Origin of the sequence: Phenylobacterium zucineum HLK1 (assembly GCF_000017265.1) — a bacterium.
GTDB lineage: Bacteria > Pseudomonadota > Alphaproteobacteria > Caulobacterales > Caulobacteraceae > Phenylobacterium > Phenylobacterium zucineum.
The window spans coordinates 3279302-3302800 of sequence record NC_011144.1 but is presented as its reverse complement, the minus strand read 5'-3'; the positions used below and the strand labels follow the sequence as shown (position 1 = coordinate 3302800).

28 protein-coding genes are annotated in these 23499 nt (G+C 71.7%); 22 read left to right on the top strand and 6 right to left on the bottom strand.

Annotated features, from left to right (window positions below; translation table 11 throughout):
* The first annotated feature begins 49 nt into the window (after window positions 1-49).
* From thrB to PHZ_RS15975, 10 genes are all read left to right on the top strand, one after another.
* The gene (gene thrB, locus PHZ_RS16020; protein ID WP_012523437.1) at window positions 50-1021 is read left to right on the top strand and encodes a homoserine kinase; all 972 of its coding nucleotides are present in this window, start codon (window positions 50-52) and stop codon (window positions 1019-1021) included.
* Entirely contained in the window at window positions 1018-1479 is a 462-nt protein-coding gene (gene rnhA, locus PHZ_RS16015) for a ribonuclease HI (protein ID WP_012523436.1), read from the top strand. Before thrB ends, rnhA begins: the two co-directional genes overlap by 4 nt.
* Window positions 1480-1711: 232 nt before the next feature.
* Entirely contained in the window at window positions 1712-3058 is a 1347-nt protein-coding gene (gdhA, locus tag PHZ_RS16010; RefSeq protein WP_012523435.1) for an NADP-specific glutamate dehydrogenase, read from the top strand.
* A 341-nt stretch (window positions 3059-3399) separates the two neighbouring features.
* Window positions 3400-5217 carry a DUF885 domain-containing protein gene (locus PHZ_RS23220; protein ID WP_012523434.1) on the top strand — a complete coding sequence of 606 codons (1818 nt, stop codon included), beginning with the start codon at window positions 3400-3402 and terminating at the stop codon, window positions 5215-5217.
* An 81-nt stretch (window positions 5218-5298) separates the two neighbouring features.
* The gene (locus PHZ_RS16000) at window positions 5299-5736 is read left to right on the top strand and encodes an RrF2 family transcriptional regulator (RefSeq protein WP_012523433.1); all 438 of its coding nucleotides are present in this window, start codon (window positions 5299-5301) and stop codon (window positions 5734-5736) included.
* A 153-nt stretch (window positions 5737-5889) separates the two neighbouring features.
* Entirely contained in the window at window positions 5890-6336 is a 447-nt protein-coding gene (locus tag PHZ_RS15995) for a MarR family winged helix-turn-helix transcriptional regulator (protein ID WP_012523432.1), read from the top strand.
* Between the two features lie 52 nt (window positions 6337-6388).
* On the top strand, window positions 6389-7453 hold the full coding sequence (locus PHZ_RS15990) for an MBL fold metallo-hydrolase (protein ID WP_041373619.1): 1065 nt from the start codon (window positions 6389-6391) through the stop codon (window positions 7451-7453).
* 85 nt (window positions 7454-7538) lie between these two features.
* Window positions 7539-8423: an SDR family oxidoreductase gene (locus PHZ_RS15985; RefSeq protein ID WP_012523430.1), complete on the top strand. Its 885-nt coding sequence runs from the start codon at window positions 7539-7541 to the stop codon at window positions 8421-8423.
* On the top strand, window positions 8420-8902 hold the full coding sequence (locus tag PHZ_RS15980; protein WP_012523429.1) for a GNAT family N-acetyltransferase: 483 nt from the start codon (window positions 8420-8422) through the stop codon (window positions 8900-8902). Before PHZ_RS15985 ends, PHZ_RS15980 begins: the two co-directional genes overlap by 4 nt.
* The gene (locus PHZ_RS15975) at window positions 8899-9513 is read left to right on the top strand and encodes a GNAT family N-acetyltransferase (RefSeq protein WP_012523428.1); all 615 of its coding nucleotides are present in this window, start codon (window positions 8899-8901) and stop codon (window positions 9511-9513) included. Before PHZ_RS15980 ends, PHZ_RS15975 begins: the two co-directional genes overlap by 4 nt.
* A 3-nt stretch (window positions 9514-9516) precedes the next feature.
* On the opposite strand, the gene PHZ_RS15970 is transcribed toward PHZ_RS15975, so the two are convergent.
* The gene (locus PHZ_RS15970) at window positions 9517-10770 is read right to left on the bottom strand and encodes an MFS transporter (protein ID WP_012523427.1); all 1254 of its coding nucleotides are present in this window, start codon (window positions 10768-10770) and stop codon (window positions 9517-9519) included.
* Window positions 10771-10983: 213 nt separating this feature from the next.
* On the opposite strand from PHZ_RS15970, the gene PHZ_RS15965 reads away from it, so the two are divergent.
* The 7 genes from PHZ_RS15965 to PHZ_RS23215 are packed head-to-tail and all read left to right on the top strand — an operon-like array spanning window position 10984 to window position 15103.
* A complete protein-coding gene (locus tag PHZ_RS15965; protein WP_012523426.1) occupies window positions 10984-11484 on the top strand; it encodes a GNAT family N-acetyltransferase in 501 nt (166 codons plus the stop codon).
* A 52-nt stretch (window positions 11485-11536) separates the two neighbouring features.
* Window positions 11537-12067: a DUF1285 domain-containing protein gene (locus PHZ_RS15960; protein WP_012523425.1), complete on the top strand. Its 531-nt coding sequence runs from the start codon at window positions 11537-11539 to the stop codon at window positions 12065-12067.
* The gene (locus PHZ_RS15955) at window positions 12064-12720 is read left to right on the top strand and encodes an NUDIX hydrolase (protein ID WP_041373618.1); all 657 of its coding nucleotides are present in this window, start codon (window positions 12064-12066) and stop codon (window positions 12718-12720) included. The genes PHZ_RS15960 and PHZ_RS15955 overlap by 4 nt, the downstream gene beginning before the upstream one ends.
* Window positions 12713-12976, top strand: a complete 264-nt coding sequence (locus tag PHZ_RS15950; RefSeq protein WP_148216890.1) for a hypothetical protein — start codon at window positions 12713-12715, stop codon at window positions 12974-12976. Before PHZ_RS15955 ends, PHZ_RS15950 begins: the two co-directional genes overlap by 8 nt.
* Window positions 12973-14223, top strand: coding sequence for a CCA tRNA nucleotidyltransferase (locus PHZ_RS15945; protein ID WP_012523423.1), 1251 nt, complete (start codon window positions 12973-12975; stop codon window positions 14221-14223). The genes PHZ_RS15950 and PHZ_RS15945 overlap by 4 nt, the downstream gene beginning before the upstream one ends.
* The gene (locus tag PHZ_RS15940) at window positions 14220-14966 is read left to right on the top strand and encodes a GMP synthase (protein WP_012523422.1); all 747 of its coding nucleotides are present in this window, start codon (window positions 14220-14222) and stop codon (window positions 14964-14966) included. The genes PHZ_RS15945 and PHZ_RS15940 overlap by 4 nt, the downstream gene beginning before the upstream one ends.
* Window positions 14963-15103 (top strand): hypothetical protein, encoded by a 141-nt coding sequence (locus PHZ_RS23215; protein ID WP_183280118.1) that lies wholly within the window; start codon window positions 14963-14965, stop codon window positions 15101-15103. The genes PHZ_RS15940 and PHZ_RS23215 overlap by 4 nt, the downstream gene beginning before the upstream one ends.
* Before the next feature lie 159 nt (window positions 15104-15262).
* Here PHZ_RS23215 and hemF read toward each other — a convergent pair whose 3' ends face one another.
* Together hemF and PHZ_RS15930 are read right to left on the bottom strand one after the other, a co-directional pair.
* Window positions 15263-16153 (bottom strand): oxygen-dependent coproporphyrinogen oxidase, encoded by an 891-nt coding sequence (gene hemF, locus PHZ_RS15935; RefSeq protein WP_012523421.1) that lies wholly within the window; start codon window positions 16151-16153, stop codon window positions 15263-15265.
* A 10-nt stretch (window positions 16154-16163) separates the two neighbouring features.
* Complete coding sequence (locus PHZ_RS15930) at window positions 16164-16628, bottom strand: tRNA (cytidine(34)-2'-O)-methyltransferase (RefSeq protein ID WP_012523420.1); 465 nt, start codon at window positions 16626-16628, stop codon at window positions 16164-16166.
* A gap of 204 nt (window positions 16629-16832) precedes the next feature.
* On the opposite strand from PHZ_RS15930, the gene petA reads away from it, so the two are divergent.
* The 4 genes from petA (at window position 16833) to PHZ_RS15910 (ending at window position 20677) form a co-directional block, all read left to right on the top strand.
* A complete protein-coding gene (gene petA, locus PHZ_RS15925) occupies window positions 16833-17402 on the top strand; it encodes a ubiquinol-cytochrome c reductase iron-sulfur subunit (protein ID WP_407946685.1) in 570 nt (189 codons plus the stop codon).
* A 5-nt stretch (window positions 17403-17407) separates the two neighbouring features.
* Complete coding sequence (locus PHZ_RS15920) at window positions 17408-18730, top strand: cytochrome b (RefSeq protein ID WP_012523418.1); 1323 nt, start codon at window positions 17408-17410, stop codon at window positions 18728-18730.
* A gap of 7 nt (window positions 18731-18737) precedes the next feature.
* On the top strand, window positions 18738-19583 hold the full coding sequence (locus tag PHZ_RS15915; RefSeq protein ID WP_012523417.1) for a cytochrome c1: 846 nt from the start codon (window positions 18738-18740) through the stop codon (window positions 19581-19583).
* A gap of 173 nt (window positions 19584-19756) precedes the next feature.
* On the top strand, window positions 19757-20677 hold the full coding sequence (locus PHZ_RS15910) for a CPBP family intramembrane glutamic endopeptidase (RefSeq protein ID WP_012523416.1): 921 nt from the start codon (window positions 19757-19759) through the stop codon (window positions 20675-20677).
* Window positions 20678-20684: 7 nt separating this feature from the next.
* Here the strand turns inward: PHZ_RS15910 and PHZ_RS21860 are convergent, their stop codons facing one another.
* Complete coding sequence (locus PHZ_RS21860; RefSeq protein ID WP_012523415.1) at window positions 20685-21488, bottom strand: pepsin/retropepsin-like aspartic protease family protein; 804 nt, start codon at window positions 21486-21488, stop codon at window positions 20685-20687.
* A gap of 81 nt (window positions 21489-21569) precedes the next feature.
* Between PHZ_RS21860 and PHZ_RS15900 the strand changes: the two genes are divergently transcribed.
* Entirely contained in the window at window positions 21570-22037 is a 468-nt protein-coding gene (locus PHZ_RS15900) for a hypothetical protein (protein WP_041373616.1), read from the top strand.
* 26 nt (window positions 22038-22063) lie between these two features.
* Here PHZ_RS15900 and PHZ_RS15895 read toward each other — a convergent pair whose 3' ends face one another.
* Both PHZ_RS15895 and PHZ_RS15890 read right to left on the bottom strand, forming a co-directional pair.
* Window positions 22064-22744, bottom strand: a complete 681-nt coding sequence (locus PHZ_RS15895) for a dienelactone hydrolase family protein (protein ID WP_012523414.1) — start codon at window positions 22742-22744, stop codon at window positions 22064-22066.
* Window positions 22745-22758: 14 nt separating this feature from the next.
* On the bottom strand, window positions 22759-23442 hold the full coding sequence (locus PHZ_RS15890) for a dienelactone hydrolase family protein (RefSeq protein WP_012523413.1): 684 nt from the start codon (window positions 23440-23442) through the stop codon (window positions 22759-22761).
* Window positions 23443-23499: the final 57 nt, after the last annotated feature.

Below are 23499 nucleotides of genomic sequence, written 5' to 3'. Positions count from 1 at the left end.
GCGGGGTCAGCGCTTGACCGCCTGCGCGACCTACCCCATGCCGCGGGCCATGGCGGTCTACACGGACATAACGGACGACGAACTGGCCAAGCTTCTGGCCGATTTCGACCTGGGCGCGCCGCTGTCGTTCAAGGGCATCGCCGAGGGCGTCGAGAACTCCAACTTCCTGCTGGAGACCGAGGGCGGCCGGTTCATCCTGACCGTCTACGAGAAGCGGGTGCGCGCCGAGGACCTGCCGTTCTTCCTGGGCCTGATGCGCTGGCTGTCCGAGCACGGCTTCGCGAGCGGCCTGCCGATGGCGGACCGGGGCGGCGAGATGCTGAAGACGGTGCGCGGCAAGCCCTGCGCCATCGTCAGCTTCCTGCCCGGCCTGTCGGTGCGGCGCCCGACCGTGGCCCACTGCCGCGAGGCGGGGAAGGGGCTGGCGGCCCTGCACAACGCCGCCGACGGCTTCCCCATGCGGCGGGAGAACGACCTGGGCCAGGGCGCCTGGGCGCCGATGTTCGAGCGGCTGAAGGACGACGCCGAGCGGCTGAAGCCGGGGCTCGCCGAGGTGATCGCCCGCGACGTGGCCGACCTGGCCGACCGCTGGCCCCAGGGCCTGCCCGAGGGCGTGATCCACGCCGACTACTTCCCGGACAACGTCTTCTTCAAGGAAGGGGTGTTCGCGGGGGCGATCGACTTCTACTTCGCCTGCAACGACATCCGCGCCTACGACATCGCCGTGGCGCTGAACGCCTGGTGCTTCGAGGCCGACGGCAGCTTCAACATCACGGCGGCCAGGGCGCTGGTGGCCGGCTACGAGGCGGTGCGGCCGCTCTCGGAGGCCGAGCGGGCGGCCCTGCCGGTGCTGGCCCACGGCGCGGCGCTGCGGTTCTTCCTGACCCGACTGCACGACTGGCACGCCACGCCCGCGGGGGCGCTGGTGAAGCCCAAGGACCCGCTGGAGTACGAGCGCAAGCTGGCGGTGCACCGCACCTCGCCCGACCTGGTGCTGTTCGGAGCCGCGGCCGCGGAATGACGCCGGAGGTGGTGATCTACACGGACGGGGCCTGCTCGGGGAATCCGGGGCCCGGGGGCTGGGGCGCGATCCTGATCCACGGCGAGCGGGAGAAGGAGCTCTGCGGCGGCGAGGCGGCGACCACCAACAACCGCATGGAGCTGATGGCGGCGATCCAGGCGCTGGAGGCGCTGAAGCGGCCGTGCCGGGTCGAGCTGCACACCGACAGCCAGTACGTCCAGAAGGGTATCCACGAGTGGATCCACGGCTGGAAGAAGCGCGGCTGGCTGACCGCCGACAAGAAGCCGGTGAAGAACGACGACCTGTGGAAGCGGCTGGACGCCGCCCGCCTGCGCCACCACGTCGACTGGCGGTGGGTGAAGGGCCATGCGGGGCACGAGCTGAACGAGCGCGCAGACGCCCTGGCCCGCAAGGGCCTGAGCGAGGCCGCCGCGGCGCGGGCGGCCGGCGGCGCCTGACGCAGAACCCGAGGCGGCGCAGCCTGCCGCGAGGACGCGGCGGAAAGGGGCTAGGCTTGCGCCGGGCGCCCTGCGCCGCGGGAGAAAATGCCTCGATTTGCGCGGGCGCCTATCTGGTGAGCAATTGGCGCCCGCGGATCGGGCGCCAAGGCGGAAGAACCTGCCCCTCCGCTGTCCTGTGGCGTGGTCGCCGGCGGCTTGCAGCGCCGGCCGTAAGGGTTCGAGTCTAGTGGTGCAGATCGACGAGAAGCTGGAGCCGATCCTGGCCCAGGTGCTGAGCCGCAACGCCGGCGAGGCGGAGTTCCATCAGGCCGTTCGCGAGGTGCTGGAAAGCCTCGGACGGGTGATCGCCAAACATCCCGACTGGGCCGAGGACGCCCTCATCGAGCGGATCTGCGAGCCCGAGCGGCAGATCATCTTCCGGGTGCCGTGGGTGGACGATTCCGGCCAGGTGCAGATCAACCGCGGCTTCCGAGTGCAGTTCAACTCGGCGCTGGGCCCCTACAAGGGCGGGCTGCGCTTCCACCCCTCGGTGAACCTCGGGATCATCAAGTTCCTGGGCTTCGAGCAGACCTTCAAGAACGGCCTGACCGGAATGCCGATCGGCGGCGGCAAGGGCGGCTCGGACTTCAACCCGCGCGGCCGCTCGGACGGCGAGGTGATGCGCTTCTGCCAGTCGTTCATGACCGAGCTGCACCGGCACCTGGGCGAGTACACCGACGTGCCGGCCGGCGACATCGGCGTGGGCGGGCGCGAGATCGGCTACATGTTCGGCCAGTACAAGCGCCTGACCAACCGCTACGAGGCGGGCGTCCTGACCGGCAAGGGCCTCGTCTACGGCGGCTCGCGCGCGCGGCGGGAGGCCACTGGCTACGGGGCGGTCTATTTCGTCGAGCGGATGCTGGGCTCGCGCGGCCAGGACCTGGCGGGCCGCCGGGCGGTGGTCTCGGGCTCGGGCAACGTGGCGATCTACACCATCGAGAAGCTGCAGCAGCTCGGCGCGCTCGTCGTCGCCTGCTCGGACTCCAACGGCTACGTCGTGGACGAGGCCGGGATCGACCTCGAGCTCGTGAAGGAGGTCAAGGAGGTCCGCCGGGCGCGGATCTCGGAGTACGCCGAGCTGAAGGGCGCCGGCGCCGAGTACGTCGAGGGCGGCTCGATCTGGGACGTCCCTTGTGAGATCGCCATGCCGTCGGCGACCCAGAACGAGCTGACCGGCAAGGACGCCAAGACCCTGGTCGGCAACGGCGTCGTGGTGGTGGGCGAAGGCGCCAACATGCCGTCCACGCCCGAGGCGGTGCGGATTTTCCAGGAGGCCGGCGTGCTGTTCGCCCCCGGCAAGGCGGCCAACGCCGGCGGGGTGGCGACCTCGGCCCTGGAGATGCAGCAGAACGCCTCGCGTGACAGCTGGTCCTTCGATCAGACGGAGGCGCGGCTGGCCCACATCATGCGCGGCATCCACGACCTGTGCGCCGAGACGGCGGAGGAGTACGGCGCGCCGGGCGACTATGTGCTGGGCGCCAACATCGCCGGCTTCGTGCGCGTGGCCGAGGCCATGCGGGCCTTCGGGGTGATCTGACGAGGATCCTGCCGTTCGGGCCGGCCCTTGGGGGAGCGGCCGGCCAACCCCTCCTCCCCCGTCGGGGGAGGGGGACCATGCGCAGCATGGTGGTGGGGGCTTGCCGGAAGCTCGGCGGATGGGGCCGGCCCCCTCCACCGCCCACCGGGTCGCTCGCGACCCGGATCTCTTTTGGTCGCGGTTCGCCGGAAGGCGAACCGTGGGTTCCCCTCCCCCGATGGGGGAGGAGGGGGGCGCTCGCCGTTTGGATCCTCAAGCCCCGAAGCAGCAGGCGGCGGCTGGACGCGAGGGGGGTGAAGGCGGCTAAGGTGCGCGCCGTTTCAGTGAAAGGATTCCTCCGCATGCGGCTTTCCCGGCGTGACTTCGGATTGGGCGTGGCGGCGCTGGGGCTGGTTCCCCTCGCGGCGCGGGCGCAGGGCTCGGACCTGGACCGCCAGCTCACCGCCTTCCTCGACGCCGAGTTCGAGAAAGAGCTGCAGATGGACCCCGAGCGGCTGACCCGCCTGGGCCGCAAGGAGCAGTACGACCGCCTGACCGACCGCAGCGACGCGGCCGCGCAGCGCGAGCTCGCCTGGCGCCGCGCGAGCGTGGCGGAGATGAAGCGGCGCTTCGACCCCGCCAAGCTCTCGGAGGATGCGCGCACCTCGTTCGAGATGTGGGCCCTGGAGCTGGACCGGGCCGAGACGCAGGTGCGCTGGCGCGGCCACGGCTACATCTTCGACCGCAACGGGCCGCACACCGGCCTGCCCAACTTCATGATCAACCAGCACCGGGTGGATACGCCCGCCGACATGCAGGCCTACGTCGCCCGCGTGGGTGCGATCGCGGGGGTGATCGACCAGCAGCTGGCGCAGGCGCAGGCGTCGGCGGCGAAGGGCGTGCGGATGCCCAGGTTCGCCTACGAGCAGTCGCTCACCGAGGTCCGTCGCCTGACGACCGGCGCGCCGTTCGCCGGAAACGAGGGGGGCGGCAAGGATTCGGCCCTGTTCGCCGACGGCAAGGCGAAGATCGCGGCGCTGAACCTGCCGCCCGCCGAGGCCGAGCGGCTGACCCGGGCGCTGTCGGAAGCGATGACCGCGAAGATGAAGCCGGCCTACGACCGGCTGGCCGCCTGGCTGGAGGCGGATGCGGCCAGCGCCTCGCCCGAGCCGCAGGGCGCCGGGGCGCTCCCCGAGGGGGCGGCGTTCTACAACGCCATGCTGCGCCTGCAGACGACCACGGACATGACCGCCGACCAGATCCACGAGCTGGGCCTGGCCGAGGTCAAGCGCATCCGCGGCGAGATGGAGACGCTGAAGGCCAAGATCGGCTTTTCCGGCACGCTGGAGGAGTTCTTCGTCCACCTGCGGACGGACGACCGGTTCTACGTGCCGAACACCGACGCCGGCCGGGCGCAGTACCTGAAGATGGCCGAGGACTACCTCGCGGCGATGAAGGCCAAGCTGCCGGCCTACTTCGGGCGCATCCCGAAGACCGACCTGATCGTCAAGCGCGTCGAGAGCTTCCGCGAGGAGCCGGGCGGGGCGGCGCACTACAGCTCGGGCGCGCCGGACGGCTCGCGGCCGGGGATCTACTACGTCCACCTGGCCGATACGCGGGCGACCCCGATCTACGAGATCGAGGGCACCAGCTACCACGAGGGCTGGCCGGGCCATCACATGCAGATCATGCTGGCCCAGGAGATGACCGGAACGCCCGCGTTCCGCGGCCAGTACGGCTACGGCGCCTACATCGAGGGCTGGGGGCTCTACGTGGAGCTGCTGGCCAAGGAGGCCGGCCAGTACCAGGACCCCTACAGCGACTTCGGCCGGCTGGGCCGCGAGATCTGGCGGGCGATCCGGCTGGTGGTGGATACCGGCATCCACGCCAAGGGCTGGAGCGAGCAGCAGGCGCTGGACTTCTACAGCGCGAACTCGCCGCAGCCGCTGGGCAAGATCCGCTCGGAGATCCGCCGCTACTTCGTGATGCCGGGGCAGGCGACCTCGTACAAGGTGGGCATGGTGAAGATCCTGGCCCTGCGCGAGGAGGCCAAGCGCGAGCTGGGGCCGCGCTTCGACCTGAAAGGCTTCCACGACGTGGTGCTGGGCGCCGGCTCGCTGCCGCTGCCGGTGCTGGAGAGCCGCGTGCGCCGCTGGGCCGCGGCGCGGAAGGCGGCCTGAGCCCGTCCGGGCTCTCATAGGTCGCCGGACTAGGCGGGGAGGGCTGGCGCCGCGCGGCGCCAGCCTCTACGGAAGCAAGCCATGCTGTCGCAGCGGTCACGCTATGCGCTCCGGGCGCTCGTCCACCTCGCCGGCCGCACCGACGGGCGACCCGCGGCCATCGCCGAGATCGCCGAGGCGGCGGCGACGCCGCGCAAGTTCCTGGAAGCCATCCTGCTGGAGCTGAAGCGCCGCCAGCTGCTGGTCAGCACGCGCGGGCGCTTCGGCGGCTACCGGCTGGCGCGGCCGGCCTCTGAGATCAGTTTCGCCGACGTGATCCGCGCCCTGGACGGGCCGCTGGCGCTGGCGCCCTGCGCGTCCAAGACCGCCTATCGGCCATGCGAGACCTGCCCCACGGTCGAGGACTGTCCCGTGCATCCGGCGCTGGCCAAGGCGCGGGACGCCGTGGCGGCGGTGCTGGAGACCTGGACGCTGGAGACCGCCCAACAGACCGGCCGCGATCCGCTCGCGGGGCTCTAGGGCGCGCCACCCTCCGGTTCGTCATCCCGGCCCACGACGAGGGCGCGAGGAGGAGGGAGATGGCGGCCCCAGTCCTTCAACATCGAACGAATATCTTGCGTTTCCGCGCGAATGCTAAAATCCTGAAGCTTCAGTGGGCGGAGGGATCGGCGGATGGCGGCGGTGGTCGAGGAGCACCCGGAAGTCCAGGTGTTCGACGAGATCAGCATGATCGAGCACGGGGTGCGCACGGTGATCGGCGGCTGCCTGCCGGTGGGGCTCAGCTATCCGCAGTTCGAAGTGCTGAACCTTATCGCCCGGCGGGGCGAGGACCTGACGCCGGCGCGGATCGCCACGGCCTTGCAGATGACGCCGGGGGCGATCACCAACACCCTGCAGCGGCTGGAGGCCATGGCGCTGATCGTCCTGGAACCGTGCGGCGCCGACCGACGCAAGAAGCGCGTGCGGATGACGGCCCTGGGGCGCGAAGCCTATGGCCGCTCCATGGCGGCGATCCGACCCAAGATGGAGAAGCTGCGCGAGGCCTTCACCCAGAAGGAGTTCCGCGAGGCCCTGCCGTTCCTTCGCGCCCTGCGGGTCTGGATGACGGAACAGGGCTGATTGCGCTCCGCAGGGGAAGCCGGCGGACACTACGGAAAACAGGAGTTCGGGCGTGCGCGACGGCATCGAGGAAACGGCGGCGGACCTTCCGCGGCCCAGGCTGACTTATCCCTTCGAGACCGTCCCGCAGACCGGCGAGGCGGTGGACGTGGCGCCGGGCGTGAAGTGGCTGCGCATGCCGCTGGGCGGCCCCCTGGGCTTCATCAACGTCTGGGCGATCCGCGAGGGAGAGGGCTGGGCCATCGTCGACACCGGCATGGGCGGGGTGGCGACCCGCGACGGCTGGCGCGCGGCCTTCGTCGGGCCGCTGGAGGGACGGCCGGTGACGCGGGTGTTCGTCACCCACATGCATCCCGACCACATCGGCATGGCCGGCTGGCTGACCCGCAAGTTCGACTGCCAGCTTTGGATCACGCGCCTGGAGTTCGTGACCTGCCGGTCGCTCGCCTTGGACACCGGCCGCGAGGCGCCGGAGGTGGCGCTGCGGTTCTACAAGGCCGCCGGCTGGGACGAGGACGCCCTCGACCAGTACAAGGCCAAGTTCGGCGGCTTCGGCCGCGGCCTGCACGTGCTGCCCGACAGCTTCCGGCGCCTGACCGACGGCGAGCGGATCGAGATCGGCGGCCACGACTGGGAGGTGGTGGTCGGCTCCGGCCACAGTCCCGAGCACGCCTCGCTCTACTGCCGGGACCTGAAGCTGATGATCTCGGGCGATCAGGTGCTGCCGAAGATCTCGTCGAACGTCTCGCTGTTCCCCACCGAGCCCGAGGCCGACCCCTTGAGCGACTGGCTGGACTCGCTGGCCCGGATCAAGGCGCGGGTGCCGGACGACGTCCTGGTGTTGCCGGCCCACAACGAGCCGTTCCACGGCCTGCACGCGCGGCTCGACCACCTTATCGCCGGTCACGAGCGGGGCCTGAAGCGGCTGGCCGCAGAGCTCGCCGAGCCGCGGCGGGTGGTGGACGTCTTCCACGTGCTGTTCCGCCGGCCGATCGGCCCCGAGCTGCTCGGGCTGGCGACGGGCGAGAGCCTGGCGCACCTCTCCTGCCTGATCGGCCGGGGCCTGGCGGTGCGCAAGCGGGACGCCGAGGGGATCGACTGGTACCGGGCGGCGTAGGCGGGGGCGCGGCGCGAAGCGGCGCGGGAAGGGGTTCTCCTGCGCCGGACGGAATGGCTAAGGTTCGGCGACGGGAGCACCAGACATGTCGCAGACGCTGAAGGGCAAGACCCTGTTCATCACCGGGGCGAGCCGGGGCATCGGCCTGGCCATCGCGCTGCGGGCGGCCAGGGACGGGGCGAACGTCGCCGTCGCCGCCAAGACCGCCGAGCCGCACAAGCACCTGCCCGGGACGATCTATTCGGCCGCCGAGGAGATCGAGAGGGCCGGCGGCCAGGCCCTGCCGCTGATCGTCGACGTGCGCGACGAGGACAATGTCGTGGAGGCCGTCGAGCAGACGGTCCAGCGGTTCGGCGGCATCGACATCTGCGTCAACAACGCCTCGGCCATCCAGCTCACCGGCACGCTGGGCACGGACATGAAGCGCTACGACCTGATGCACCAGATCAACACGCGCGGGACGTTCGTGACCTCGAAGGCCTGCATCCCGCACCTGAAGCGCAGCGCCAATCCGCACGTGCTGATGCTGTCGCCGCCGCTGGACATGAACCCGAAGTGGTTCGGGCCGCACGTGGCCTACACCATGGCCAAGTTCGGCATGAGCATGTGCGTGCTGGGCATGGCCGAGGAGTTCCGGTCCGATGGGATCGCCTTCAACGCGCTGTGGCCCCGCACGGGGATCGCCACGGCGGCGATCCGCTTCGCCCTGGCGGGGGAGGAGGGGATGCGGGCCTGCCGCACGCCCGAGATCATGGCCGACGCGGCGCACGCGATCTTCGTCAAGCCGGCGCGCGAGTTCAGCGGCAATTTCCTGATCGACGACACCTTCCTGCACGGCGAGGGGGTGCGGGATTTCGAGCAGTACCGGGTCGACCCGACCGCGCCGCTGATGCCGGACTTCTTCGTCCCCGAGGACATTCCGCCGCCGCCGGGCGTCATCGTCGGCGGCGGGAGCCCGTCGCAAGCATGAGCCAGGTGACCATCCGCGTCGCGACGGTGGGGGATGCGCCCCTCATCCTGTCGTTCATCCGGGAGCTGGCCGAGTACGAGCGGCTGCTGCACGAGGTGGAGGCGACCGAGGCCGACATCCGCCGCGACCTGTTCGGCGAGAACCCCCGCTGCTTCTGCGAGATCGCCGAGGCGGACGGCGTCCCCGTGGGCTTCGCGTTGTGGTTCTACAACTACTCGACCTTCCGCGGCCGGGCGGGGATCTACCTGGAGGACCTGTTCGTGCGGCCCGAGGCGCGGGGGATCGGGGCCGGCAAGGCCCTCTTGCGCCGGCTGGCCCAACGGTGCGTGGAGGCCGATCTCGGGCGCCTGGAATGGGCGGTGCTGAACTGGAACGCGCCGTCGATCGCCTTCTACGACAGCCTCGGGGCGGGGGCGATGACCGACTGGACGGTGCGGCGGCTGGACGGGGAGGCCCTGACCCGGCTCGCCGCCTCATGAGCGCCCCGCCCAAGACGGTGCTGCACGCCTCTGACGCCGAGGCCGCGGCGATCCGGCAGGCGGTGCGCACGGCCGACGTCGCCGAACCGGGCCCAGGGCGCGTACGGGCCGGGATGGAGCACGTCCCCGGCCTCCTGGCGCTGCTGTCGGACCCGCAGGTCTCGGCGCCGCTGTACGACCTGCCGCGGCCGATCACCGAGGACAGCGTCACCCGCTGGGTCGCCGAGGCCCAGGCCAGGGCGCTGGCCGGCGAGGGGCTGCTGGTGGTGAACCTCGACCCGGCCGGCGAGGTCGCGGGCTATTCCATGATCACCGTCTGGCCCGAGCGGGCCTCGGCCGAGCTGGCCGGGGCGATGCGCGCCGACCTGCAGGGGCGCGGCCAGGGCGGCAGCGGGGCGGCCCACACCTTCGGCTGGATCTTCCAACGGCTCGGCGTGCGGCTGATGTGCCTGACCGCGGCCCTGGACAACGTCCGCTCGGCGAAGCTGATCGAGGCGGCGGGCTTCCGGCCGATGGGCGAGCGCGAGGCCGTGCGGCCCGACGGGACGACCCGGCGCTCGCTGTACTGGGAGATGACCGCCGAGGAGTGGCGGCGGGTCCACCGGCTGTAGCGGCTACTCCAGCCGGTCGGCGCGGCGCAGGTCGGGGAACAGTTTGGCCCAGAGAGCGGTGACGATCATCGCGCCCGTCCCGCCGAACACCGCCGCGCCCACGGGGCCGAGGATGCGGGCGACGACGCCGCTCTCGAACTCGCCCAGCTCGTTGGAGGCGCCGATGAACACCGATGAGACCGCCGCCACCCGGCCGCGCATCTGGTCGGGGGTGACGAGCTGGACCAGGGTCTGGCGCACGTAGACGCTGAGCATGTCGGCGCCGCCGAGCACGATCAGGGCCGCCACCGACAGCCACATGGCCTTGGAGAGGCCGAACACGACGGTGGCCGCGCCGAACACCGCCACGCCCGCGAACATGAAGCCGCCGGCGTAGCGGCGCAGGGGATTGGCGGCGAGCCACAGGGCCACCAGGGTCGCGCCGATGGCCGGCGAGGCCCGCAGCACGCCGAAGCCCTCCGAGCCCACGTGCAGCACGTCGCGGGCGAACACCGGCAGCAGGGCCGTCGCCCCGCCCAGCAGAACGGCGAACAGGTCGAGGGAGATGGCGCCGAAGACGATCTTCTGGCGCCAGACGTAGGCCAGGCCCTCCTTCATCAGCTGCCAGCGCGAGCCGGGGTTCACCTCGGGCCGGGTGTTCCCGCGGATCGAGGCGACGAACACCATCGCCAGGGCGTACAGCCCGAAGGTGGTGAAGTAGGCCGTCTGGGGCGCGTGGGCGAGCAGGAAGCCCCCCGCCGCCGGCCCGGCGATGGAGGCGGTCTGCCAGGCCAGCGAGTTCCAGGCGATGGCGCGCGGCAGCAGGCGGCGCGGCACCAGCATGGGCCCAAGCGCGGTGTTGGCCGGGGCGAAGAAGGCCCGGCTTGCCCCGAACACCACGGCGATGGCCAGCAGCAGGGCGGGCGAGGCCCAGCCGTTGACGGTGGCGATGGCGAGGGAGAGCACGCTGGCGATCTCGCCGGTCAGGCACAGCAGCAGCACCTTGCGGCGGTCGTAGCGGTCGGCGGCCTCGCCGGCCGGCAGGGTGAGCAGCAGCACCGGCAGGAAGGCGGCCAGGCCGATCATGCCGACGAGGAAGGCGCTCTCCTCGACCGAGCGGGTCTCGCGCGCCAGCACGTACATGTGCCAGCCCATGGCCACCGACTGGATCTGGGCGGCGAAGGCGCCGGCCCAGCGCGAGCCCCAGAAGAAGACGTAGTCCCGATGGCCCAGCAGCTCGCGGGCGGAGGGGGACGGTTCGGGCGGGACGTCGGCCATGGGCGCAGCGGAAGCTGCCCTGCGTCGGGCCGGCGGGCAATCTCGTTGACGAGGGGGGCGGCCGGCCCTATGTGCGCGGCTCTCTTCCACGGCCCGGAGGGCCCCGAGATGCGACGACGTCCGCGCGCCTAGCGCCATGAACCTTCCCGCCGGCCCGGCATTGAAGCCGCCCGGCCGCCGTCGTCAGCCCCGCATCTCGAGATTCCGCCCGAAATGTCCGCCGAACCCTGCGCGCCGCCGCCGGCGCCTGTCCTGACCCCTGAAGACCCCGCCGACGCCGCGCTCATCGAGGCGCTGCTGGACCGCGCCTTCGGCCCCGGCCGCCTGGCCAAGTCGTCCGAGCGGGTGCGCGAGTTCGCCGACTTCGCCCCCGAGCTGTCGTTCTGCGCCCGTGAGGACGGCCGGCTGGCCGGGGTGGTGCGGATGTGGCGGGTGAACGTGGGCGAAACGCCTGTGGTGTTCCTGGGGCCTCTCGCGGTCGAGCCCGAGCTGCAGAGCGGCGGGGTCGGCGGCCTGCTGGTCCAGCGCGCCTGCGCGGCGGCGAAGGCAGCGGGCGAGGCCGCGGTGCTGCTGGTGGGCGATCCGCCCTATTTCGCCCGCTTCGGATTCGAGGGCGCGCCCGACGCGGTGATGCCGGGGCCGGTGGACCGCGCGCGGGTGCTGGCCCTGCGCTTCGCCGACGTGGCGCTGTCGGGGCCGGTGCGGCCGCGCTGAGTGGAGGAGACGCCGTATTGAGGCGCCGGGGCCGGGCCCTTACCTTGCAGGCGTGACTGGCAAGACCAACCTGGACGACCTGGCGCGGGCGGCGAGCCCCAAGCGCGGCCTGCCGCCTGTGCACCTGTGGAAGCCCGAGCGGTCGGGGACCATCGACATCGTCATCCGCAAGGACGGGAGCTGGGTGCACGAGGGCGGCGTCATCGGGCGCGAGGCGCTGGTGCGGCTGTTCTCGACCATCCTGCGCAAGGACCCCGACGGTACCTGGCTGGTCACGCCGGTCGAGAAGCTGCGGATCACGGTGGAGGACGCGCCCTTCACGGCGGTGCGCGTCGACCGGGCCGGCGAGGCGCTGCGCTTTACGACCAACGTCGGCGACGAGGTCGAGGCGGGGCTGGACCATCCGATCCGGATCGAGACCGGGGCGGATGGCGAGCCGCGGCCCTATGTCCACGTGCGCGGCGGGCTGGAGGCCCTGATCACCCGTCCGGTGTTCTACGAGCTGGCCGAGATGGCGCAGGAACGGGGCGGGGAACTGGGCGTCGTCTCCAACGGCGCCTGGTTCGGGCTGGGCCCGGCATGAACGCCCTGTCCCCGCCCAGCGACAGGCTGCGAAGCTGGATCGCCGACCACCTGGACCCGCTGGACGACGGCGCGGGCGTGGCCGGCGTCCGGCCCCGGTCGGACTACGACCTCACGCCCGGCGGCTGGTCGGCCGCGCCCGACGAGCCCCTGAAGCCGGCGGCCGTGCTGATCGGCCTCGTCGAACGGGAGGAGGGCTACAGCGTCCTGCTCACCCGCCGCTCGGACACCCTGCGCCGGCACACCGGCCAGGTGGCGCTTCCCGGCGGGCGGCAGGATCCCGGCGAGACGCCCTGGCAGACCGCGCTGCGCGAGAGCCACGAGGAGATCGGGCTGGAGCGCCACTTCGTCTCGCTGGCGGGACTGTCCACGCCCTACCAGACCGGCACCGGCTACCTGATCACCCCGGTGGTGGGTTTCGTGACGCCGGGCTTCAGCCTGGTCCCCAACCCGCATGAGGTGGCCGACATCTTCGAGACCCCCTTCGGCTTCCTGATGGACCCGAAGAACTACGAGGAGCACGAGCGCGAGCTGCCGAACGGCGAGCGGCGCAGATTCTACGCCATGACCCATGCCGAACGGCTGATCTGGGGCGCCACCGCGGGCATCCTGCGGGCGCTGTACGACCGGCTGTATGGGGCCGCCGTTGCTTAGGGTGCTGCTCCTGCGGGCGGCGCTGATGGCGCTGCCCTTCGTGCTGTGGTTCGCCTGGCGGGCCTGGGCGCGGCGCAACGGGCGCGACCCCGGCGAGACGCCCTGGGCCTGGCTGGTGGGGATCGCCGGCGTCCTGCTCGGCCTGTCGTTGATGGCGACGGCGGTCTTCCATAAGGACACCCGCGGGCAGACCTATGTGCCCGGGGAGGTGACGGCCGACGGCCGGGTCACCGAGGGCCGCTACGAGGACCGATGAGCGATACTCTGGGACAGCCGGCGTGGATGACCGCGCCCGAGGCCGTGGCGGTGATGGACGCCCTCGAGGCGGCGGGCGGGGCCGACTGCGCCCGCTTCGTCGGCGGCTGCGTGCGCAACACGCTGATCGGCGCGCCGGTGGACGACGTGGACATCGCCACGCGGCTGACGCCCGATGAGGTCACGGCGGCGCTGCAGGCCGCGAAGATCCGACCCGTGCCCACCGGGATCGACCACGGGACGGTCACGGCGGTGGCCAATCACCGGCCCTACGAGATCACCACCCTGCGCCGGGACGTCAGCACCGACGGGCGACGCGCCACCGTGGCCTTCACCGACGACTGGATGGAGGACGCCGACCGGCGGGACTTCACCCTCAACTCGCTCTACGCCCGCCGCGACGGGACCATCTTCGACCCCACCGGCCACGGCGTCGCCGACGCGAAGGCGGGGCGGATCGTCTTCATGGGCGAGCCCGCCCAGCGGCTGGCCGAGGACTACCTGCGCATCCTGCGCTTCTTCCGCTTCTACGCCTGGTACGGGAAGGGCGAGCCCGACGCGGCGGCGGTGGCCGCCTGCGCGGCGGCGAAGGACAACATCCAGAGCCTGGCGGCCGAGCGGATCTCGAAGGAGCTGCTGAAGCTGCTGGCCGCCGACGACCCGCGCGCCGCCGTGCGGCTGATGGATGGGGCGGGCGTGCTGCCGCTGATCCTGGGGACGGCGCCGGACCTGGAACGCTTCGAGGGTCTGGTCGCCATCGAGAGCGAGCAGCTGTTCGAGACCGAGGCGGTGCTGCGGCTGGCCGCCCTGCTGCCCGCCGACCAGCTGGCCGCGGCCAAGCTCGCCGAGCGGCTGCGGCTGTCGAACGCCGACCGCGATCGGATCGTGGCGGCCCTGGCGACCTCGCCGGCGCTGAAGAGCTGGATGAGCCCGCGCGAGATCCGCCGGGCGGTCTACCGCGAGGGCCAGGCGGCGTTCCGCGACCGGGCCAAGCTCGCCTGGGCGCGGGCGCCAGAGAGCGCGGCGGCGTCCCAGTGGCGCGGCATGATCGCCCTGGCCGAGGGCTGGAGCCCGCCGGCCTTCCCGCTGACCGGCGACGACGTGATGAAGGCCGGCGCGCCGAAGGGGCCGATGGTGGGCCAGGTGCTGCGCGAGGTGGAGGACTGGTGGATCGACCACGACTTCCTCGACGACAAGCTCAGCGCCATCGAGAAGCTGAAGGCCGTGGTGCAGGGGATGGCGTATTGAGGCCGGACCGCCGGAGGATCGGAATCCTCAAGACCGGCCGGCCGCCGAAGCCGGCGATCGAGCGGTTCGGGACCTATCCCGAGATGTTCATGCGCCTGCTGGGCGCCGACGCCTACGACTGGCGCACCTACGCGGCGGACGAGGGCGAGTGGCCGCAGAGCCCGGAGGCGTGCGAGGCCTACATCGTCACCGGCTCGGCCTGCGGGGTCTACGATCCCGAGCCGTGGGTCGGCGAGCTGATGGACTTCCTGCGGGCCGCCAGGGGGCGGGCCAAGCTGGTCGGGGTCTGCTTCGGCCACCAGGCCATGGCCCAGGCGTTCGGCGGCGAGGTGGTCAAGTCGGACAAGGGCTGGGCCATCGGCGCGCACGACTACCAGGTGATCTCGCGCGAGGCGTGGATGACGCCGGGCGCGGACGCGGTCCGCCTGCCGGCCTCGCACCAGGACCAGGTGGTGAAGGCCCCGCCGGGCGCCGAGGTGATCGCCGCCAGCGACTTCACGCCGTTCGGCGCGCTGGCCTGGCGGGACCAGCCGGCGATCTCGATCCAGTTGCATCCCGAGTTCGAGCCGGACTATGCCGTCGCCCTGATCGAGGCCCGGCGCGGGCGGGTCTATCCCGACGTCCAGGCCGACGCCGCGATCGCCAGCTACGGCGGCCCGGACGACCTCACTCATCGGGACCGGGCCCGCGTCGGGGGCTGGATCCGCAACTTCCTGGACGGGCGAGGGGTTCACGCCGGATGAAGCAGCCCTGGAGCTATGCGCTGATCGCCGCCGCGGCCCTGGCCGCCCTGGTGTTCGGCGTGGGCGTGGACACCGCCCGGGACGGCCGGCCGCAGGACGTGCTGGCCGCCGCGCAGAGCCTGTCGGGGCTGAACTAGGAGGCCTTCACACTGGGCAGGCCGCGCCCTCCTCCCCATCGGAGGGGGACCATGCGCAGCATGGTGGTGCGGGCTTGCCGGGAGCGCGGCGGATGGGGCGGGCCCCCTCCACCGCTTCGCGGTCCCCCTCCCCCGATGGAGGGAGGAGGGCGGCGGCGCCTACGGCCAGGCGACCAGGGGGGGCATGGACGAGAGGATGGTCTCGATGTTGCCGCCCGCCTTGAGGCCGAACATGGTGCCGCGGTCGTAGAGCAGGTTGAACTCGACGTAGCGGCCGCGGCGGACGAGCTGCTCGGCGCGGTCGGCGTCGGTCCAAGGCTCGCTCATCCGGTGGCGGACGATCTTCGGATAGACGTCCAGGAACGCCTCGCCGACGGCGCGGGTGAAGGCGAAGTCGGTCTCGAAGTCGCCAGTGTTGTGGCGGTCGTAGAAGATGCCGCCGATGCCGCGCGGCTCGCCCCGGTGCGGCAGGAAGAAGTACTCGTCGCACCAGGCCTTGTAGCGGGGGTGCCACTCGGGATCGAAGGGATCGCAGGCGGCCTTCATGGCGGCGTGGAAGAGCTTCGCGTCGTCGGCGTCCTGGCTGCGCTGCTCGTCCAGCATGGGGGTGAGGTCGGCGCCGCCGCCGAACCAGCTCTCGGCCGTGGAGAGGAAGCGGGTGTTCATGTGCACGGTGGGCACCCGCGGGCTTACCGGATGGACGATCAGGCTGATCGAGGCCGAGACGTAGGACGGGTCCTTGTCCGCGCCCGGCATCTGGGCGGCCATCTCGGGCGAGAAGCGCGCGGTGGCGGCCGAGGTGTGGACGCCGGCCTTCTCGAACAGCCGGCCCTTGAGGTGGCCGCCGGTCCCGCCGCCGACGCCGGTCTCCCGCGTCCAGGGGCGCATCTCGAAGCGGCCCGGGGCGTCCGGGTAGAGCTCGGGCGGGGCCTCGTCCTCGAGCCGCTCCAGCTCGGCGCAGATGCGGGCCTGCAGATCCTCGAACCAGGCCTTGGCGCGGTCGCGGCGGGCGAGGATCTCGGGCGGCAGGGTGGGGGCGGGCTCGGACATGGCCGCTCTGCTACTCCGCCGCGGCGGGGGTTGGGAAGCCGCCGGTCTGCCGGAGCGCTTCGGAAAGGGCCATGGCCGCGGCGGTGACGACGTTCAGCGACCTTGCACCGGCGACCAGCGGTATGAAGAGGCGCGCGTCGGCGGCCGCGTGCACCTCGTCTGGGACGCCGGCGCTCTCGCGCCCGAACAGCAGGACGTCGCCCGGCCGGAAGTCGAAGTCCTGGAACGGCTGGGCGGCCCGGGTGGTGAACAGCACCAGCCGCCCCTGGGACGCGGCCCGGAAGTCGCCCCATCCGGCGTGCCGGACGACGTCGGCGCGGGCCGCGTAATCCATCGCCGCGCGGGCGACGGCGCGGTCGCTCAGGGGGAAGCCGCAGGGCTCGATCACGTCCAGCGGGACGCCCAGGCAGGCCGCCAGCCGCACCGCCGCGCCGAGGTTTTGCGGAATGTCCGGTTGAAAAAGGGCCAAACGCATTCTAAGGCACCCGCCACGGGACTAGGCCGGGGCGCAAAGACAGAGAATCACGGGCAGGCGTTCGCGAAGTTCGACAGCCTTCCGTGGAGCATGTCCTTCCCACGACCGGGTTTCGGAAAACGGCCCATACCAGTCGCCTGGCGGGGGCCGGAAGCTTCTGGCCTTCCAACGCTCGGATGGCCGTCATCGAAGGGTAGCTTAAAGGTGGCCGACACCGTCGTGGGCGAAAATCCCGATCCGCACGCCTCGGGCGCGTCTTCTTCGGAGGGCGACCCGAACCGGCGCGACTTCATCCACATCGCGGCCGGCGCGGCCGCGGTGGGCGCGGTGGCCGCGCTCGCCTGGCCGATGATCGACCAGATGAACCCCTCGGGCGACACCCTCGCCCTGGCCTCGATCGAGTTCGACCTGAGCAAGGTCGCCGAGGGCCAGCAGGTGGTCGTGAAGTGGCGCGGCAAGCCGCTGTTCATCCGCAACCGCACGCCCCAGCAGATCGCCGCGGCGATCAAGGACGACGGCGCGCCGATGCCCGACCCGCAGCCCGACGAGGCGCGGCACAAGCCCGGCAAGCCCGAGTGGCTGGTGCTGGTCGGCACCTGCACGCACCTGGGCTGCGTGCCCACCTTCGGCGGCGGCGACTACGGCGGCTGGTTCTGCCCGTGCCACGGTTCGCACTACGACGTGTCGGGCCGGATCCGTAAGGGCCCCGCGCCGAAGAACCTCGAGGTCCCGACCTGGGACTTCGTCTCCGACACCAAGATCAAGATCGGCTAAGGGCGATGAGCGGACATTCGACTTACGAGCCGAAGACCGGCTTCGAGCGCTGGATGGACATGCGCCTGCCGGTCATCCGGCTGGCCTATGACAGCGTGGTCGCCTTCCCGACCCCGAAGAACCTGAACTACTGGTGGACCTTCGGCGGCATCCTGGCGCTGATGCTGGGCGTCCAGATCGTCACCGGCATCGTGCTGGTGATGCATTACGTGCCCCACGTGGACCACGCCTTCGCGTCGGTCGAGCGCATCATGCGGGACGTCAACTACGGTTGGCTGATCCGCTACATGCACGCCAACGGCGCCTCGATGTTCTTCGTGGCCGTCTACATCCACATCCTGCGCAACCTCTACTACGGCTCGTACAAGGCCCCGCGCGAGGTGCTGTGGATCATCGGCTGCCTGATCTACCTCGTCATGATGGCCACCGCCTTCATGGGCTACGTGCTGCCCTGGGGCCAGATGAGCTTCCACGGCGCCGTCGTGATCACCAACCTGCTGGGCGCCCTGCCGATCGTCGGCGAGAGCATCACCACCTGGCTGTGGGGCGGCTTCGCCGTCGACAACCCGACGCTGAACCGCTTCTTCTCGCTGCACTATCTGCTGCCGTTCGTGCTCGCTGGCCTCGTCGGCCTGCACATCTGGGCGCTGCACGTGCCGGGGAACAACAACCCGCTCGGCGTGAACGTGAAGTCCAGCGAGGACACCGTTCCCTTCCATCCGTACTATACGGTGAAGGACGGCTTCGCGATCAGCATCTTCCTGATCCTGTTCGCCAGCTTCGTGTTCTACAACCCGAACATCCTGGGCCACGCCGACAACTACATCCCGGCCAACCCGCTGGTGACGCCGGCCCACATCGTCCCCGAATGGTACTTCCTGCCGTTCTACGCGATCCTGCGGGCCATCCCGGACAAGCTGGGCGGCGTGCTGGCCATGTTCGGCGCGATCGGCGTGCTGTTCGTGCTGCCCTGGCTCGACACGTCCAAGGTGCGCTCGATGCGCTACCGGCCGACGGCGCGGCTGTACTTCCTGATCTTCGTGCTGGCCTGCATCGTGCTGGGCCTGTGCGGCGCGAAGCTCCCCGACGATCCGGTGATCCCGGGCGTGGGCGGCGGCTTCCAGCTGCTGGACGCGAACATCAACAGCTACGTCTGGCTGAGCCGCGTCGCGACCGCCTACTACTTCGCCTACTTCCTGCTCGTGCTGCCGATCCTCGGCCTGACCGAGAAGCCGCTTCCGGTGCCGGAGTCGATCTCCGCGCCTGTCCTGTCGCATCCCGCCACCACGCCCGCGGGCGCCGTGGCGTCGCCTGAAAAGAGGGGTTGAGCCTAAGATGCTGCGCAAAGGTATCGCGCTCGCGGCGCTGGGGCTCGCCTTCCTCGCAGGCCCGGCCCTGTCGGCTACGCACCCGAAGGAGCCCAGGGACGTGTCCTGGGGCTTCGAGGGACCGTTCGGCAAGTTCGACCAGGCCCAGCTGCAACGGGGCTACAAGGTCTACCGGGAGGTCTGCTCGGCCTGCCACTCCATGGACCTAGTCTACTTCCGGACCCTGGCCGAGAAGGGCGGGCCGTTCTACGACCCGAAGTACCCGAACCCGAACGACAACCCGTACGTGAAGGCGCTGGCCGCCGACGTGCAGGTCAACGACATCGATTCCGAGACGGGCGATGTGATCCAGCGTCCGGCCACCACGGCCGACCGGTTCCCCGCGCCGTTCCCGAACGAGGCCGCTGCGCGCGCCTCGAACGGCGGCGCCTATCCGCCGGACCTGTCGGTGATCACCAAGGCCCGTTCGGGCGGCCCGGCGTACATCTACTCGCTGCTGACCGGCTACGTGAACCCGCCCGCGGGCCTTACGGTGCCGGCGGGCGCCTACTACAACCCCTACTTCCCGGGCGACCTGACGGCCTACTGGAGCGGCGACGCCCACCACGTGCCGCCGGGCGGCACCCTGGCGATGCCGCCGCAGCTGGCGCCCGACAAGGTGACCTTCGACGACGGCACCAAGTCGACCATCGACCAGCAGGCCAAGGACGTCACCGCGTTCCTGACCTGGGCCGCCGAGCCCAAGATGATCGAGCGCAAGCAGTTCGGCTTCGGCGCGATGATCTACCTGCTGCTGTTCTCGGTGCTGCTGTGGTTCAGCTACCGCCGCATCTGGCGCAACGTCGCCCACTAGCGGCGACCGCGCGACGCGCTTCGAAGGCCCCGGCGAAAGCCGGGGCCTTTTGCGTTCCGGCCCATGCTGTGGCCCCATGACGGAAAGGTCATGAACGAGACTTAAGTTGGGGCGGGCGGGCCCTGCGCCTAAGGCGGCGCGACATTCGACAAAGTCCCTGGGGGGGACCCGCCATGACCATCTCGCTTCCGCGCGGCCGCGGCGCCGCGCTCGTCGCCGCCTACGCCGCCCTCTGGGCCGCGGCCACCGCCTATCTGGCCGTGAAGGGCGCTGACTGGACCTTTCCGCTGATCTCCATGGGCGTGTTCGGCCTGGGGCTGACGGGCCTGGCGGTGCTGCTGACCCGCAAGGCGCGGCCGCCGGCCGCGCCGGTCCCGCGGCCGAAGCTCGAGCTGGGCGCGCTGCTGGCGTTCCTGGCGCTCTACGCCGTCGGCTTCCTCGGCTGGGGCATGGGCGCGGCCCGCGCGGCCCTGCCGCCCGGCCAGGGGCAGGAGCTGCTGGTCCTGGCCTTGAAGCTGGCGGTCCACGTGGGGATCCCAGTGCTGCTGCTCCTGGCGCTGCGGGCGCCGGTGCGGCCGCTGTTCAGCGCCCATGCGGGCCGGCCGGGCTTCTGGCCGCCGCTGGTGGTGCTGGGCCTGATCCTCCTGGCGCTGCTCGCGGTCGTCAGCCCGTCGCTGCGCAACATCGCCGCCCTGCAGCCCTCGGCGGCGCTGCTGGCCTGGGCTGCGCCGGCGACCTTCCTCTGGCTCGCCCTGGAGGCGGGGCTCAGCGAGGAGTTCCTGTTCCGGGCGGTGCTGCAGACGCGGCTGGCGGCCTTCCTGAAGAGCGAGGCCGGCGCGGTGGTCGTGGGCTCGGTGCTGTTCGCCCTGGCGCACGCCCCCGGCCTGTTCCTGCGCGGGGAGCCCGGCGTGGACGGCTGGTCCACAGACCCCCTGCAGGTGGTCGCCTTCACGATCGCCACGCTGTCGCCGATCTCCCTGCTGTTCGGGACCCTGTGGGCGCGCACCCGCAGCCTCCTGCTGGTCGTGCTGCTGCACGCCAGCGTGGACGTGCTGCCGAACATGCCGGAATTCATCGAGACGTGGGCTCGCTAGGGGCCCGCTAGCGCGGTGCGGGGGCCACCCGCAGCCGCCCGGCGGGGAAATCGAAGCGCAAGGCGGGCCCCGCCAGGGCCGGCCCGCCGATGACGCCCGCCGCCTCCCCCTCGGGGGGCGTGAGGCCCGCGCCCGCATCGCGCAGCGTGCGGCCGGCGAAGCCCAGTTCGGCCAGGCGCGCCAGCCAGCGGCCGTCGGGACCGATCTCTCCGGCAGGCGCGCCGGGCGCGGCGGCCAGATCCTCGGCCAGCCGCACGGCGGTGTTCGCTCCGGTGGAGACGACGAACAGTCCTTCCAGCGTCCGCGCCTCGTCGCCGACCCAGGCGCGCACGGCGGGCCGGCCGGCGTCCCACGCCAGCGGCAGGCTGCGGGCGGCGCGGAACGGCGGGGCCGCGCCCCGGCGCCAGATCCCCACCCGGCAGGGGGCGAAGGCCACGTCGACCACGAAGTCCTTCAGCACGTCGGCGCCGACCAGCCCCGCGATCGGGGTGGGCAGGTTCCAGCCGCGCACGTCGAGGTCGGCCACCCCGACGGGGCGGGCGGCGAGGGCGAGCCCGGCCAGCCGCACCTCGCCCATCAGCGCCTCGGCCTCGATCCCCTCGGCCCGGGCCTTGGTGTCGTGCAGCAGGGTGCGCGGGGCGCCGGTGTCCAGGATGTAGTCCCCGGCGATCCCGGCGACCTGGGCCGGGACCACCACCACCCCGCCCTGGAAGGCGCAGGCGACCTCGCCCGCGCGCGCCGGCGCGGGGAGGGCGGCCGGGACGGCCAGCGCCGCCAGGACCGGAAGGAGGGTGAGTCGCGCCCGCGCCACGACCGACCATAACCTTGCCGAGCCCCTTTTTCCCAGGCGGGGCGCCTTACGCGGGCCGCACCGGCCTGACTACATTGGGCGATGGCCCATATTCCCGCCTGGCGGAACTTCAAGCGCATGCAGGACATCACCGTGGCCGCGGCGGGGCTGATCTACGCCGGCGCGGTGCTGCACGCCTTCGACCGTCTGCCCGGGAGCACGGCGCTGATCGTCCAGCGGACGCTGGTCTGGCCGGGGATCTTCCTGCTGCTGTCGCTGGGGCTGCCGCTGGCGGTGGGCGTCCTGCGCCGCCCGCTCGTCCGCTACGTCTGGATGAGCTTCAAGGCCGGCTTCGGCCAGACCCCCGGCTCGGTCGTGCTGGGGGTGGGCCTGCTGCTGGGGGCGGCCCTGTTCATGTACTGGCAGATCGCCGGGGCGGCGGCGGGCGGGCGCTATCCGGCGGGCGTCTTTTCGGGCTACGCGGCTGGCATCGGCATCCTGGCCGCCCAGGCGCTTCTGGTGCGGGTGCTGGAGCAGCATCCCGACGTGAAGAAGGAGATCGAGGCCTGACCTCCTCCCCGGGAGGGGAGGGACCCCTACGCCTCGGCCTTGCCGCCGCCCGCGCGGGCGAAGAGCTGCAGGGTGCGCAGGCGCGCCAGGCGCGCCGAGTCCGCGTGGTAGTCGGAGCGGCGGTCCGACACGAAGCCGTGGCCGGCGTCGTAGAGATAGACCGGCAGGTCGGGATGCTTCTCGCGGATCTCGTCCACCTTCTCCATCGGGATCGAGGCGTCCGTCTTGCCGAAGTGCAGGATGGTGGGGCAGCGCGGGGTCTCGTCCACGAGTTCGCTGATCCGCCGGCCGTAGAAGCAGGCGGCGGCGGCCACGCCCTCGCAGCGGCAGGCGACCAGCCAGGTCGCCGCGCCGCCCCAGCAGTAGCCGGTCACGAACACCGGCGGACGCAGGGCCTCGATGGCGGCCTGGGCGTCGCCGGCCACCTGGTCCCACGGCGTGGCGGTGGAGTATTGCACGCCCTTCTGGATGGACGGCTGGCTGTAGTCGGCCTGGAAGTCCCGCTCGAGCCGGTCGTAGAACGACGGGGCGATCACCTCATAGCCGTCGGCGGCGAAGCCGTCGGCCAGCTCGCGGATGTGGTCGGTGACGCCGAAGATCTCCTGGATCAGCAGCAGGCCCCCGCGCCGGGCGTCCTGAGGCGCGGCGTGGTAGGCGGACAGCTCGAAGCCGTCGAAGCGGCTCTGCAGGGTGATCGTCTCGCCCATGGTCTGGCTCCCCTTCAGGCCCCCCTGCAGGCCCGGTCGAAGAGTTCGAGGGTGCGGTGGCGGGCGAGGTCTGCGGCCTCGGCGTTGTACCGCTCGGGGCTCTGGTTGTTGAAGCCGTGGCCGGCGGCTTCGTAGATGTGGACCGGGGTCTTCGGATGGTGCGCGCGGACCGCGGCCTCGACCTCGTCGGCGTCGATGCCGGGATCGGTGCGGCCGAGGTGGACGACCACGGGGCACTTCAGCGGCTCGGCGGCGAACTGCTTGACGAGGCTCCCATAGTAGCTGGACGCGGCGGCGATCCCCTCGACCCGCGCCGCGGCGAGCCAGGCCAGCGAGCCGCCGTAGCAGTAGCCCACCACGCAGACCTTGCCGCCATGCTGGGCGAGGAAATCGCGGCAGGCGGCGATGTCGGACAGCGCCTGGTCCAGCGGCGTGGCGCGGGCGTGGGCGAGGCCCGCCTGGATGCCCGCATCGTCATGCTCGGCGTGGAAGTCGCGCTGGCGGCGGTCGAACAGGGCCGGCGCGATCGCCTCGTAACCCATCTTGGCCCAGCGGCCGACGTCGGCGCGGACGTGCCGGTCGATGCCGAAGATCTCCTGGAGCACGATCACCCCGCCCTTGCGGGGCGTGAACGCCGGCTCGTGGTAGGCGGAGAACTCGAAGCCGTCCGCCCCGGCGATGGTGATCGTCTCGGCCATGTCGACGCGTCTCCCTCGTTCAGCGGCGTCCCGGGCCCGATCCTGAACACCGGGGGC

Coding starts and splice junctions, on each gene's coding strand:
- thrB (WP_012523437.1), top strand. CDS start 50: ATGGCGGTCTACACGGACATAACGGACGACGAACTGGCCAAGCTTCTG.
- rnhA (WP_012523436.1), top strand. CDS start 1,018: ATGACGCCGGAGGTGGTGATCTACACGGACGGGGCCTGCTCGGGGAAT.
- PHZ_RS23220 (WP_012523434.1), top strand. CDS start 3,400: ATGCGGCTTTCCCGGCGTGACTTCGGATTGGGCGTGGCGGCGCTGGGG.
- PHZ_RS16000 (WP_012523433.1), top strand. CDS start 5,299: ATGCTGTCGCAGCGGTCACGCTATGCGCTCCGGGCGCTCGTCCACCTC.
- PHZ_RS15995 (WP_012523432.1), top strand. CDS start 5,890: ATGGCGGCGGTGGTCGAGGAGCACCCGGAAGTCCAGGTGTTCGACGAG.
- PHZ_RS15985 (WP_012523430.1), top strand. CDS start 7,539: ATGTCGCAGACGCTGAAGGGCAAGACCCTGTTCATCACCGGGGCGAGC.
- PHZ_RS15980 (WP_012523429.1), top strand. CDS start 8,420: ATGAGCCAGGTGACCATCCGCGTCGCGACGGTGGGGGATGCGCCCCTC.
- PHZ_RS15975 (WP_012523428.1), top strand. CDS start 8,899: ATGAGCGCCCCGCCCAAGACGGTGCTGCACGCCTCTGACGCCGAGGCC.
- PHZ_RS15970 (WP_012523427.1), bottom strand. CDS start 10,770: ATGGCCGACGTCCCGCCCGAACCGTCCCCCTCCGCCCGCGAGCTGCTG.
- PHZ_RS15965 (WP_012523426.1), top strand. CDS start 10,984: ATGTCCGCCGAACCCTGCGCGCCGCCGCCGGCGCCTGTCCTGACCCCT.
- PHZ_RS15955 (WP_041373618.1), top strand. CDS start 12,064: ATGAACGCCCTGTCCCCGCCCAGCGACAGGCTGCGAAGCTGGATCGCC.
- PHZ_RS15945 (WP_012523423.1), top strand. CDS start 12,973: ATGAGCGATACTCTGGGACAGCCGGCGTGGATGACCGCGCCCGAGGCC.
- PHZ_RS23215 (WP_183280118.1), top strand. CDS start 14,963: ATGAAGCAGCCCTGGAGCTATGCGCTGATCGCCGCCGCGGCCCTGGCC.
- hemF (WP_012523421.1), bottom strand. CDS start 16,153: ATGTCCGAGCCCGCCCCCACCCTGCCGCCCGAGATCCTCGCCCGCCGC.
- PHZ_RS15930 (WP_012523420.1), bottom strand. CDS start 16,628: ATGCGTTTGGCCCTTTTTCAACCGGACATTCCGCAAAACCTCGGCGCG.
- PHZ_RS15920 (WP_012523418.1), top strand. CDS start 17,408: ATGAGCGGACATTCGACTTACGAGCCGAAGACCGGCTTCGAGCGCTGG.
- PHZ_RS15915 (WP_012523417.1), top strand. CDS start 18,738: ATGCTGCGCAAAGGTATCGCGCTCGCGGCGCTGGGGCTCGCCTTCCTC.
- PHZ_RS15910 (WP_012523416.1), top strand. CDS start 19,757: ATGACCATCTCGCTTCCGCGCGGCCGCGGCGCCGCGCTCGTCGCCGCC.
- PHZ_RS15900 (WP_041373616.1), top strand. CDS start 21,570: ATGGCCCATATTCCCGCCTGGCGGAACTTCAAGCGCATGCAGGACATC.
- PHZ_RS15895 (WP_012523414.1), bottom strand. CDS start 22,744: ATGGGCGAGACGATCACCCTGCAGAGCCGCTTCGACGGCTTCGAGCTG.
- PHZ_RS15890 (WP_012523413.1), bottom strand. CDS start 23,442: ATGGCCGAGACGATCACCATCGCCGGGGCGGACGGCTTCGAGTTCTCC.